The organism is Pseudomonas sp. StFLB209, assembly GCF_000829415.1.
Taxonomy (GTDB): Bacteria; Pseudomonadota; Gammaproteobacteria; order Pseudomonadales; family Pseudomonadaceae; genus Aquipseudomonas.
On the sequence record NZ_AP014637.1, the window covers coordinates 1,928,566 to 1,941,250 of the forward strand.

The 12,685-nt window shown below is 54.4% G+C and carries 7 protein-coding genes and 1 pseudogene; 5 read left to right on the forward strand and 3 right to left on the reverse strand.

From position 1 onward, the window contains the following. Positions 1–53 precede the first annotated feature (53 nt). From PSCI_RS28520 to PSCI_RS08980, 5 genes are all read left to right on the forward strand, one after another. Complete coding sequence (locus tag PSCI_RS28520; RefSeq protein ID WP_084709906.1) at positions 54–1,607, forward strand: TnsD family Tn7-like transposition protein; 1,554 nt, start codon at positions 54–56, stop codon at positions 1,605–1,607. A gap of 410 nt (positions 1,608–2,017) precedes the next feature. Next, positions 2,018–2,614, forward strand: coding sequence for a DUF6088 family protein (locus tag PSCI_RS29755; protein WP_045485412.1), 597 nt, complete (start codon positions 2,018–2,020; stop codon positions 2,612–2,614). Between the two features lie 88 nt (positions 2,615–2,702). Further along, positions 2,703–3,692, forward strand: a complete 990-nt coding sequence (locus PSCI_RS08970; protein WP_045485414.1) for an AAA family ATPase — start codon at positions 2,703–2,705, stop codon at positions 3,690–3,692. Positions 3,693–3,709: 17 nt separating this feature from the next. Next, the gene (locus PSCI_RS08975) at positions 3,710–6,205 is read left to right on the forward strand and encodes a S8 family peptidase (protein WP_084709907.1); all 2,496 of its coding nucleotides are present in this window, start codon (positions 3,710–3,712) and stop codon (positions 6,203–6,205) included. 444 nt (positions 6,206–6,649) lie between these two features. Continuing rightward, positions 6,650–7,366, forward strand: coding sequence for a GIY-YIG nuclease family protein (locus PSCI_RS08980; protein ID WP_045485416.1), 717 nt, complete (start codon positions 6,650–6,652; stop codon positions 7,364–7,366). A 432-nt stretch (positions 7,367–7,798) separates the two neighbouring features. Here the strand turns inward: PSCI_RS08980 and PSCI_RS08985 are convergent, their stop codons facing one another. From PSCI_RS08985 to PSCI_RS08995, 3 genes and pseudogenes are all read right to left on the reverse strand, one after another. Continuing rightward, positions 7,799–10,147 (reverse strand): ATP-binding protein, encoded by a 2,349-nt coding sequence (locus tag PSCI_RS08985; RefSeq protein ID WP_045485418.1) that lies wholly within the window; start codon positions 10,145–10,147, stop codon positions 7,799–7,801. Between the two features lie 2 nt (positions 10,148–10,149). Next, positions 10,150–11,601 carry a metallophosphoesterase family protein gene (locus tag PSCI_RS08990; RefSeq protein ID WP_084709909.1) on the reverse strand — a complete coding sequence of 484 codons (1,452 nt, stop codon included), beginning with the start codon at positions 11,599–11,601 and terminating at the stop codon, positions 10,150–10,152. Positions 11,602–12,049: 448 nt separating this feature from the next. Continuing rightward, a pseudogene (locus PSCI_RS08995) lies at positions 12,050–12,379 on the reverse strand (transposase); the annotation flags it as partial. Between the last annotated feature and the right edge of the window lie 306 nt (positions 12,380–12,685).

Sequence of the window (12,685 nt, forward strand, 5' to 3'; positions counted from 1 at the left end):
AAAATAAGTTATCCACAGCAGGCTTTCACTTACGCTCGCATGGAGCTGGGTCTATGGACGCTCCCTGTCTAGGTACCTTTCCCGCTTGGCTACCGGGCGAGACCTTCTTCAGCCTCTGTAGTCGGTTGCATTTTCTGTCTAGCAACCTCCAACCCGCCGTGACGACCAGAGAGCTGTTCGCTCTCTCAGAGCGGAGCATCAAGCACGACCTGCCCTGTGGTCTGGATACGTTTGAAAAAAATACTGCTGGGCGCTGGGGAGACGCCCTGGAGATCCTCGAAAATCGGACGATTCTTCCCGTCTTCGCTCCTTTTCAATCTCGCTCCATGATTGAGAGTGCGATTTCTCGCTTACGCAGTTCAGCCGTGGGTTCATTGAAATACCGGCTTGGCTTGGTCTGTGGTGGCTTTGGTGCAGATCATCCCCTCAAGGCTTGCCTATGCTGCATGAGACGAGACATTGAAGAGTTTGGGGTTTCGTATTGGCACCTGGAGCACCAATACCCAGGTGTCCTGATCTGCTCAACTCATCGGGAAGCGCTGTCCGAATGCACGAGGAATCATCGATGGAGTGGTCGCTTCAGTTGGACACTGCCTGCTCCCAGCACCCTTGGTGAAATGAGCTATGGGACGTTACATCTGGCGGAGCTCGTACGGCTCTCCCAAATCGCCAAGGCATGCTGCGACTTGGCCAGTCTTGGTCTGGCTCATCATTTCGAGCCCTTGGGCGTTGCAAGGGCATATCGAGAATCGCTGCCAAATGAAGGGGCGGCTGAAAGCTTCCATGCCCACTTGGAGCCCATTCGCAGATTCCACCCGTTTACCAATACGCCTCGCAATCTGGACGCTACGCGTAGATTTATAGATCAGATGGTTCGGGCACCGCGCCGCAGTTTTCATCCCTTGAAGCATCTGCTGATGATTACCTGGCTGTTCGGCAATATCGAATCATTTGTGCGTTGCTATGGTGAGGTTCTTCCTCAAGCCCCCAGCCCCGTTTCACTTCAGGCTTCACTTCTGAAGCCGGAGAACGGTTTCCCAGTTCAACGCGGGCACCCCCGACCTAAGCATCTGAAACCCGATGTCAGGAAGCGCTTGCTTGCTAAGCTCGCTGAGGGTGCATCAAAGCATCAGGTCTGTGAGGAGTTCCAGATCACCATTTCAACGGTGAACAAGCTGCTTCGGCTCGAACGTGGCGTTCAAGCTTCTTGGGTAGCTCAGCAAGCCGCCGACAATCTGGCTGTCCATCGCGGGGCTTGGATCAATCTTCGACAGCGTTTCCCATTACTTCCCATCAACGAGCTTCGACGCAAGCACCCCGCACTGTATGCCTGGTTGCACCGGAATGATCGGGCTTGGCTTGATACGCAAGCAGCCCAAATGCCCAAACCGGTTAGATGCTACCGCCATGTCGATTGGGATAAGCGTGATGATTGCCTCCTACGCCAGGTGAAGGACGAGATCCTCCGTCACTATGGGACGGACCGAGATCTTTGGCTCAGGCAGGCGCAAATCTTTGCTTTGATACCTCGCTTGGCTCAGCGGCTGGAGCGAAGGGATCACTACCCAAGGACCAGGGCGTACATAAAACAGGTCACCATCGGATAGCTCACGCACTGTATACCGAGCGGGAAGGCCGTTGAATTATCGAAGGTTTTCAAATTCCAGAAACGCCAAAGGCGCCAGAGGGCGCCCTTGATTGAAGAAAACACGCGGGATGGTAGTCGCAGCTCTTGCTTAGCTAAGCCCGAAGGGCTGGGTCGCATGCCAACAGACCGAAGTCCGATGCCGCGACCACAAGGATGACGTTTCCGTGCAATCCACACTCCAGATCCAATTGCGCCTGATGATCTTGGAGCCCTGCTCTTATTTCCCGCACGTCCACTGTCGTGTGACGACCTGCGCGGCACAATACGGCATTGTGGGGTGGACAAGTAATCAGGCTCACCACAATCCATTTGCTTTTTATGTCAGATAAAATACTTAATATCTGACATAACTAACCTTGGAAATTTCCGATGTCCTTACCGTCGATCATTCTGGAATGCTCCCACGCTCTGCCGGCTGGCACCATTCTGTCCCCCAAGGAGTTTTTGCACTTGGGAAGTCGGGCCGCCATTGATCAGGCGTTTTCTAGACTGACAAGGGGAGGAATGCTCTGCCGAGTAGCGCGAGGCATTTATGTGCGTGCGGTTTCAGGGGCCAAAGGAGCTGTCCCAACCCTGGAAAAGGTGGTGAAGTCCATGGCGGACAAAGGTAAGGCGGCTATTGTCTTGGCAGGTGCGCAAGCAGCGGCACTTCTCGGCCTAACCTCCACCCCGCAGGGCAATGAGGATTTTTTGACCTCTGGCCGCACGCAGCACTTGAAGGTCGGGAACCAAGTGGCGCTAGTTCGGCATGCCCCTCAATGGTTGCTGACGTTGGGTAGCTCTAAGGCCGGGAATGCGCTTCGCGCGCTGGCGTGGCTAGGGCCCAAGCACGCCGAAGAGACTGCTCGCCAGATTCGTTCAAAGATGTCTGGGGCGGAGTGGCAAGCACTGTCATCGATCCGCGGTCGCCTTCCCTCCTGGATGGCAATCGCCGTAGGCCGAGCGTCAGCAGCACAGTACTGCTAATGACCAACGGCCTCATTTTGAGGGCGTAAGCACGGAAAGCATTGGGTCAGAACGTTTACACTATAGATATCGAAAAGGCAGGAAAACCATGGCTAGCGGCGAGCACTTGAAGGCACTTTTACGTTCCCACATCAAAGGGGACGATAGCCATTTCCTTTCCGTCGCCATGCAGATGGCCGCACACGAAGCCAAACAAGGTCATGGCAAACTCGCCCAGGACCTGCGCACGCTAATCGACGCAGCGGTCAGCAAGCGAAATCAACTGCCGCCCAGCCAACCCGTACCTATTGGTCAGCCGCGCGGCGAGTTGAGCAACCTTTTGTCGGTGGCCATGCCGAGCACTCGCTTCTCGGAAATGGTGCTCGACGAAGGTACACACGGCCGCCTGGCTCGGATTATCAACGAGCAACGCAACTTCGAGAAGATTCGTGCCCACGGACTATCCCCGCGCAGGAAGCTGCTGCTCGTGGGGCCACCAGGTACCGGCAAGACCATGACCGCTTCGGCACTCGCCGGCGAGCTCAAGATCCCTCTGTACGTCGTCCGCCTGGACAGCCTGATCACCAAGTTTATGGGCGAGACTGCAGCCAAACTACGCCAAGTGTTCGACGCTATTCGTGATACTCGAGGCATCTACTTCTTCGACGAGTTCGATGCCATCGGCTCTCAACGTGGTTTGGCAAATGACGTCGGTGAAATTCGCCGGGTGCTGAACAGCTTCCTGCAGATGATTGAGCAAGATCAATCGAACAGCCTGATTATCGCGGCCACGAATCACCCTGAAATTCTCGACCACGCCTTGTTCCGCCGCTTCGATGATGTTATCGAATATGGGTTGCCCAACAGCGAACAGATCCAGGCCGCACTCAAAAGTCGCCTGGCGAACTTTTCGAAGAAACTCAGTAACTGGGATGCATTAGCCGAGGCTGCAGCGGGCCTCAGCTATGCGGAACTGACGCGGGCAGCGGATGACGCTATCAAGGATGCGATCATAGATGACCGTGCCCAGGTAGATGCTAGGGACGTGGAAAGGCACCTTGGGGAGCGCAAGGCCTTCCACCAACGACAACGAATATGAGTCGGTAGAGCTTTTCAATGACGGAACCGAACGCAGGACAGCGACGACACTTCCACTTCAAGCAGACAGGGAAAGCCGAAAGGTTCCAGTCGACGATCAGCGCCAAGCGGGATCCTTTGTACCCGGAGCGGGACCGCAGGACCCATGGGGATTTGTTGAGACGGCACCTGCAGCGTGTGCAGGTGCAGCTCGACGATGCTGTGAACCTCCAACGGGCAAATGGTCAAGAGAAAGGCCTTGGGCTTCAAATTGAATTCGTAAGCGAACCTTCCTTCCCCCTTGTCTTTGAAGGGCTGGCCCGCGGACAAGAACGTATAGAGCTTTTAAACGTCCGATTTGATAAAGCAACCGACACTCACTTCGCGACAGTCTTCGTCCCCGATGGAAAGCTGATTGCGTTCGAAAAGCTGGTGACGAAATACCTCACCGAAAGCTCGAAGAAAGACATTCCTCTCAACACCCCTCTGCTTAATCCCATTGCCGAAATCCGCTCAGCTACCTTCGAAGCGTTGTGGACAGATGCTCCTCATATGCTGCCCGAGGAGGACCAGCAGGTTGTCTGGTGGGAATTCTGGCTTCCGGCGCGTGATAATCAGGCGGCAGTTGAACAACGATTCAGGACAATTGCTGCAGTGCTTCGCATCAGGACTTCAGAGCACGTTCTCATGTTCCCCGAGCGCACGGTCATCAACGTGTTTGCATCACGCGCGGCAATAGTCGAATCGATTCACTTGCTAAATGAGGTAGCAGAGATCCGAAGAGCGAAAGAAACGGCTGAGTTTTTCGACGCTCTACCGCCCATGGAGCAGCAGGCCTGGGTCACTCATCTCACCGGCAGAACCACGCCGGCCGCAGATGACAATCTTCGAATTTGCCTGCTCGATACCGGCGTGAATCCCGGTCATCCCTTGCTATCAGCCCATATTGATCTCGCCGATCTGCACACCGTCAATGCCGAATGGGGCATCGATGATCGTCAGGGGCATGGCACAGGGCTCGCCGGCGTCGCGCTGTACGGCGATCTGATAGAACCCCTCGACGGCAACAGCCCTGTCACAATTTCGCATCGGCTTGAATCTGTGAAGCTGCTTCAAGCGGATCGGAGCGATTCCAGCGAGCCTTATGGTGCGTTGACATTGCGAGCGGTGGCGTATCCCGAAATCTCCAACCCCTTCAGACAACGCATTTTCAGCATGGCGGTCACCAGCATCGATGACCGAGACAGGGGACGGCCTTCAGCGTGGTCATCCGCAGTGGACATGCTTACCTCTGACTCTCTGGGCCAACGCGCAAATCCTCGGTTGATGATTGTCTCCGCCGGTAACGCCAAGGAGTCTGGGTGGGTGGAATACCCCAATAGCAACATCACCGACGGTATCCACGATCCTGGTCAGTCTTGGAATGCGCTCTGCGTCGGCGCCTACACGCTCAAGGACAGGATTGTTCCACCATACCCAAACTCTACTGCATTGGCCGCCCACGGCAGCTTGAGTCCTTACAGCACGACGTCGAGACTTTGGCTCAACACCCCATGGCCATTGAAGCCTGATGTCGTGTTCGAAGGGGGAAATCTCATTCGGGACGAAATTGGTGCGTTTAGCCACACATCGTTGTCACTGCTCACCACCTCTCATCGGCCTCAAGAACGCCTTTTCTCCACCACCTGGGCGACCAGCGCAGCCTCAGCGCTCGCCGCGCGAATGGCTGCCCAGATATCGGCGGCTTACCCGGAGCTATGGCCCGAGACCGTCCGTGCGTTGATTGTCCACTCCGCTGAGTGGACTGAGCGCATGAAGCTAGACTTCCTCAGAGGAAACGCCAAGGGGTCGTATGAAAACCTCGTGCGTACCTGCGGGTTCGGTGTGCCCGACATTGGGCGAGCGCTGTGGAGTGCTTCCAACACTCTGACCCTCATCGTCGAAGATGAACTGAAGCCCTATACCCGCGTGCAATCCAAGCCGCCCACTGCCTTCGACATGCATCTTCACCAGTTGCCATGGCCGAAAGAGGCTTTGATCGACCTAGGCGAGACCGAAGTTGAAATGCGTGTCACCCTGTCGTACTTCATCGAGCCCAACCCCGGGGTAGCTGAGCGCGGTCTAAAGGGGCGCTATCGCTACGAATCACATGGGCTTCGCTTCCAGGTAAGCCGCCCCAACGAAGACGTGATTGATTTCCGCCACCGGATTAACAAGCGGGCTCGCGATGAGGAAGAGGGGCTTCCGATTGTCTCCAGCGCATCGGACGACCGCTGGTTGATTGGCGTGAATGCGCGCCATCGCGGCTCTCTTCATTCGGATGTGTGGCAAGGCCCAGCCTCAGACCTGGCAGGCCTGGGCATACTCGGTGTCTACCCCGCCCCAGGATGGTGGAAGGCCCTGGTATCGAAGAAGCGATTCCATGATAAGGCTCGATACAGTCTGGTCGTCTCGATCAAAACACAGCAAACTGAAATAGACCTGTACAACGCGGTGACTACCGAGATCGTGAACAGAGCGGCCATTACTGTCTGATCGCGCCTTGAAACGAGCTCCGAAACGAATGGCCTGGGGATAGTACGCTTCCATCGAGCCAGCGCTTGCCCCACCAAGGTAGCAAGCGCTGAGCCACATGCCGATCCCAAACAAAGCTCTGTACCTACCACTGCCTATGCAGGTAAGTAAATACAACTATTTCAGTGTGGCGTGGCGGCAAATCCACCGATTGACACGGGCCCTACCGGGCCTTTTGTTTTTCACTCTGCACTGGTGGGCATTTACGTCCTATCAGTCGCGCATCGGTAAAGACCCGACGGTGCGGCCCTTCGCTCCCGTGTACGCCCCAGATAACAAGGGCGATAGCCATTAAACAGCAGCCGAGAAATGGGGCCAGATTCTTCTGCTTTACCCCACGCGCTAGTTGCCATCTCCGCGCTGTTACCCGTAGGCTCCGATTGCAAATAGCCATCAGGAGCCTAAATGGACCGGGAAGCAATCGAACATGCCAGGCGGCTGAAGAGCACCATGCAGGCCGCGATTGATGCTGGGCTGATCCGAACCCGACAGCAGCTACTCGCAGTGGCCGCAAGCAACGACCTGAGCGTCACGCGTAACGGTCGTGACTACGCCGGCTTCCTCTGCAAGAGCGGAAAGCGGCTCAGAGTCCGATTCGACTTCAAAGACCGTCCGCCGTCAGACCCTGAGAAAATCTTGCGTCGGACGGAAACAGCCGGCTACTGGATCTACGCGCTGACCGCACAGAGCGGTGACGGTATGCGTAAAGCCTGTTACATCGGCCAGGCAGCTAACCTGCACAAGCGCCTGCGAGAGCATTTTAATCACACCAGAGTGGGGCACAGCTCGTACGCGCTATTTGAATGGGCAAAACATGAGCAGGTGGAGGTTCGCGCTGCCGTGCTGACTTGGGTCGCAGGAACCCAAAGCAATGCAACTTTCTTTGAAGGTTATTGGCTAGAGCGTGCGCTGAAGGCCGGATTTGAGGCGCCTGACGTCCACAACTGGGGAAGGCTCCCTAAGCCCGAAAGCTTACCTGGCCAGCCAATGAGTTGGCCGGTGACAGAGGTACAAGCCAAGTCGATACCGCTCGCCGAGATCATCATGAAAAAGCTTACCCTGCAGCCACTGTATGCCAAAGAGGCGCCTCCTCATCAGGCCGAAATAGATTTCGACACATGAGAAGGGCATTCCAGCCCTATAGCTGTGTACTCAGTCCCCTTGTCTGTTGGCGCCGATGTGGAACTGACCCAATTGTGGAAAGACTCGTGACCCAGTCTGATTCATCCCGAACCACTACCTGTGTTGAATTTATGCCGATCTGGAGATAGGTTAGTCTGGCGTCGGCACATGGGGCACTTCGACGTCAGCCGCAACACTTTACGTCACAGACGGACAACCATTCTGTCCCAAATGTGGTACGCCAATCGTTCGACAATTGCACGGCTGGGAGACCAAGACTCGTTTTTACAATAGCAACCATCCGTTCCTATGCGGATGCGGTGCCTCTTGCGGCTATTAACATTGTAGCCGACGACTGAACTAACCTAACCCAATTCCTTGGGTTAGGTTAGTTCGGGTCATCTGAAGGCAGATTTGAGATGGCGATTTATGTCAGTCTGTCGAATCAATAATGGGGCCTCTGTTCACTGGATCGTGGTGCATCAGCAGATCGAACCTCACATAAAACTCGACCGGCCCATCCGATACTTGAAAGCAATCCGTCAATGCTGCCGGTACGGGAATAAGAATGCGGTTGTTGGCAACGATAGTTGTTGTCGTAAGTGCGCTGCCACCTGCGTCACCGGCGCTGCGAAGGCCACGAAGTTCGATGTCGTAGTAGAGGCTAATTCCCGAGTTTGCTCCCGAGAAGAGATAAACGATACGACGCCCAGCCCATGCAACTTGGGTTGAGTGAGGCCATTTGAAGAATTCAAGCTCTTGATGGAATAGTCGATCAGATAATGCCAGGAACATTTTGTAATTGTTGAGGTGCGGTAGCTCCTGATCGGTTGTCAACAAACGCTCATCAATGGTGGTGTCAACGCGCAGGATTGGTGAGCCTGCAACTGGAACTGCAACGGGTTGGCCCATGGCGGGAGGTACCGCTGCGCTAATGACGTCAGACAACACCTCTTCGACCGTTCCGACTTGGCGCAGGGTCACGTGTTGAGTCTGCACCGCTGTCGCTGCGACGGCTGCTTTCAGAATTTGGGTGATTTCAACCTCGCCACTCAAATAGTCGGCAATAAGTGGTTCGAGTGCACCGTAGTCGTCACGATCAAGTCGATAAAGCTCCCGCTTGCGCTCAAGGGATCTTTGGAGGGCATCCAGTCCCGATCGCTGAGAGCTGGGCACGAATGACTGTATGTGAGAATAGATATGCACCCTGACCAGATCCTTGGTGAAGCTATCCAAAAGCTCAAAGGAAGTTTGAATATGTCCAAGTACCGCTCGCAGTGGAGCCCACTTTCTGGAAAGCGTGATGGTGACCTGATCACCAATAATTTTGGTAGTAAGAGGGACACCGTGTGTGATCTCTGCCCAGATGATCTTCACATCATCGAGCATATAGTCGTTTCGCAGTACCTTCACCAAAGCAAACGTCAAGCTGACCTCGTCGCGTGTAAGCTCGCTAGGCTCGTACTCCTTCGTCACCGTTGCATGGTTAGGAATACTTGGCACTTTTAGAATTTGGCTTAAATAACGGCGCTGTAATTCCCGACGAGGCTGGCTTTGGCTTATCCGCAGCAGTGGGATATCTGAGCCCGAAAACATTTTGATCAGGTCTGGGTCAGTCCCGTCATAGGACTGTAGTTCCAAACCAGCGAAGTGGGTTTCAAGCATCCCCAATTCGATCTGATCCTCACCATCCTGTACCTGGATCTTGATCCGTTTAGCCAATTCTGTGCGGTTGGAAGCCACGACGTGCTGCTGAAACGCCACGAGGCTGTCCGCAATAGGGTGGACGGAGAGGAGTTCAGTCAGGTGACGCTCCAATGGTGCAAATATTCTGGACGCCTCAGCAATGGACTCACGAGTGAGGGCCTCGCGGCCGGCGGTAGGCACCAGAAAGGGTAAATCTGCCACCCCGCCCAACTGATAAGTGCTTCCAACAGGCAGTGGTGCGAGTCCAAAGCTAGAACGAAGCCCCATTATTGAGCCCATTCCGTTTCGAAGACACATTGACCCTTTGATCGGAGTACCGTCAAGGCTGAAATCGCTGCACTGAACACCGACTCCGACTCCACTGGAAATGTAAGCTTCCAGCTCAAATGCCAGCGCATCCGCTTGCACTTTGATCTTGCCGATGGACTGCCATCCCACAATCCCAATTGACGCCATTTGATCTTGCTGGCTCACCAGCTCATCGTTGATGAAAACTGGAACAGGCAGAAATTTCACGAACTGGCCCACGTAGGCTTTCAGCCCCTCCAAGTCGAGGTGGGCATTCCCGTCGAGTGTTGCCAAAATGCTAGTACCAACAGGAATAGAACTATCCAACTCTTCAAAGCTAATGCAGTCTTGACCAATCTTTAGATTACTTTTCTGTGCGGTCGTGCGATAGCCGATCTCTTCGCCTAAAGTCCTAGTCGTCACGCTGAGTTCAGCACATACACCGAAGTTAGCCATCGCACCAATACCGAAGGTGCCAATGACCCCGGCTTTACGCGCGCTTTCCGTATTTTTGCCGGACGAACCTGCTCTCCAGAAGTTGTCTCGCAACACGGATTCGGACATCCCGATGCCATTATCTGTAATGGAAATCGTTCCGAGGCCCACCTTGACTTCGATTAGATACTCCGCAAGAGGTTTTCCCTCTGCGTCAGCTCTCATGAGGACGGCGTCGTAGCTGTTCTGGACATTTTCCCGAACCATGGCGAACGGCGAGTCGTAGATCTGCTTGGAGAGGATCTCAAGCACGCGGTCAGTCTCAACCTGAAAAGGAATACTCATCGACATGTTTACTTACCTTTTACGATTGCTTGAGAGATTTCTATACGCTGCACAACTGCAAGCTCCTTGCAGTCCCGCGCAAAGGTTGAGGAGATTAGTGCACGGAGCGAAGACCAATCTCCCAGAGCCTCGTAGGCGTCACATAGCAGTAGAAAGTCTGATGATGATGAGGGAGGGCTGAACACCCTGATCGCCTCTTTCCAATTCTCTGCGAAGGAAAGTGCGGTAGCCGCGATTTGCCTAGCCCACGGATCGTTTAGGTGTATGCGAACCAACTCAAACGCATCTGCATGAAGCCCTTGATGAATAAGTTGATCGGCCTTGCTGGCAGCATCGAAAGCGGATCGTCCCTGAGTCCGCTGCTGTGCGAGCTTAAATTTCATGGAGCTGCCACCGAACTCGGTAACGTAGCCCCTTTCCCAGATCGGTGAGCTGAAATCCGAGTTACTCATCGCCCTGACGTGAATGGTGCCGATCCCATTATCCTGATCAAGGACTACGAGGTTGTAGGCTCGCATCCGGCCACTGGGCAAAGAGCGAGGGCCACCGCAAAGTGTACCGGCGCTTATCACGGAAATTTGGCGATGGCTGTCTGCCGAGAAACGATTTTCAAGGAGTTCCGGGCGGTGCTGATGACCGTGCATGCCAATGGAGCAATTTGCATCCATGAGATGACGCAAAAAGCCCGAATCAATGTAGTCATTTTCTTTAGGCCCTCCCTGAATGCTGTGGTGCCAAGTGCCAATGATCAGACGACCATCCTTGACCAGCGGGCTCACTTTATCCATTGCCTCTGTGATGGCCTCTACCGAAATATGGCCGGTACGGTTGTACAGGTCGTTGTCATGGCAGCTTGAAAACCCGACGATGCAAACGCCCAGGTTTGGAAAATCATGGATAGCGTATTGCTCTTCCGGTACGAGTGAAAACTTGCGTTCTCCGTTGTAAAACCGTTCGTAAAATTTTGCATAAGGTTCGAGGCGCTGGTGGTAAAGCGTCTGGTTTGCAACTCGTAGCACCTCAAACGCGTCAAGATTCAACCTTAAGTTCGAATCAGGTTCCATCATCTGGCGGGCGAGAGCTTTCTTGGCGCTTGCTTCTTCCGGCATGGGAATGCGCTCCAGAGCCCTGCTAACGTGAGGCATGCTGATGTCGTGGTTGCCCGGAACCAGAATGACGCGCTCTCTGTCGCCGTCGTAAAATAGATCAGCAAGTCCCGCAAGCGTTTCGTAGGCTTCGTCGTACTGCTTTGCGAGCTTGGCGTCACCATCAGTATCTGTACCGCTGACGCCATAAACGATATCACCGCTGATAACTGCTAGGTCGGGCTTGGGAATTTCTTCAGAAGCGGTGTATCGATCCATATCCCGGCGAAGCGAGGAAAGCAAAGTTCCAGTCCGTATCCGGCTTTCAGCGTCCCTGTGTAGATCCGACAGATGCATGATGGTGGTCGTAGGCATAGGGTTGATCCGCGATTTCAAATTCAGGGGGATTAGTTACAACTCGCAGGGTGACAGACTGCAGGCGGCTCCTTCGCCGAGATCGCGGCGAAACGGGTATCTATTGGCTGCGCGCGCCAAGGTGAACGGTCGCTGGGCAAGTGCACTGCGACGGGGAAAGCAGGATGGGACTTGTGCGAAGTGCAGCAGACTCAGGCATTAAAATATCCATATTCGGGGATGGCCATCATCGGATGCTTGTGACGGCTAGCGTATGCGCCTCGGCTCATTGTAGCCAAGTGATATCGCGCTTTGGGGCCAGTCTATTCTGAAAATTCGCTCCGAGAAGCTAGGGAAACTCCGAACAAGTTGCCCATCAGCCGGAAATGGACGGCCTGAGGATGCCGAAATGCCCGATTTTCAGCCGCCCATTACTGGAAAACCAAGGCAAAGCCTTGGTTTTCTGCCCTCACGGGCGCACCTCTCCCGCAGCAGGCAATAATTGCCGGCGCACCATCCACAGATTCGACAGGGCAAACAGCATGGTCAGTTGTGCCGTGTTCTTGGCCAAGCCACGGAAGCGGGTTTTCACATAGCCGAATTGGCGCTTGATCACACGGAATGGATGTTCGACCTTCGCTCGCGCCTGCGCTTTGACCTTCTCGATCTTGCGTCTGGCTTTGTAGAGCACGCTGCGTTTGCTCAAGTGCTTGTAGGTGCTACGACGAGCCGCAATCTGCCAAATCTCCGGCCTTCCTTAATGCTCCGGCCGCTTCTCCACGCCGGTATAACTCGCGTCTATTGGCACTGCCACCCAATTGACCCAGTGACCAAAGCCAGGCTGACCCAACATCAATCGGTAAATATCTAGCGCTGATAATGGTTTAGCCGGAAGGAGCCTGGGTCAGTGAGATTTCGGTAACTGGGTCAGTCCTGCGCTGGCGGCAATACGCATTCAGAGCCGAGCTCGCTAGAAAACCCTACAATTAGGCAGCGTATTGGACTGTATGGATATCCAATAAAAGTAGCAAAAAACGCTATCATTGCTTATCGTTTGCTATCTTTTGTTATGGATACGAGATTTCGAGCAGATTTGACGGCTTTT

What these genes read in the sequence shown, in the direction of transcription:
- PSCI_RS08990 (WP_084709909.1), bottom strand. Translation starts at nt 11,601, where the DNA reads ATGCCTACGACCACCATCATGCATCTGTCGGATCTACACAGGGACGCT.
- PSCI_RS08970 (WP_045485414.1), top strand. Translation starts at nt 2,703, where the DNA reads ATGGCTAGCGGCGAGCACTTGAAGGCACTTTTACGTTCCCACATCAAA.
- PSCI_RS08975 (WP_084709907.1), top strand. Translation starts at nt 3,710, where the DNA reads ATGACGGAACCGAACGCAGGACAGCGACGACACTTCCACTTCAAGCAG.
- PSCI_RS28520 (WP_084709906.1), top strand. Translation starts at nt 54, where the DNA reads ATGGACGCTCCCTGTCTAGGTACCTTTCCCGCTTGGCTACCGGGCGAG.
- PSCI_RS29755 (WP_045485412.1), top strand. Translation starts at nt 2,018, where the DNA reads ATGTCCTTACCGTCGATCATTCTGGAATGCTCCCACGCTCTGCCGGCT.
- PSCI_RS08980 (WP_045485416.1), top strand. Translation starts at nt 6,650, where the DNA reads ATGGACCGGGAAGCAATCGAACATGCCAGGCGGCTGAAGAGCACCATG.
- PSCI_RS08985 (WP_045485418.1), bottom strand. Translation starts at nt 10,147, where the DNA reads ATGTCGATGAGTATTCCTTTTCAGGTTGAGACTGACCGCGTGCTTGAG.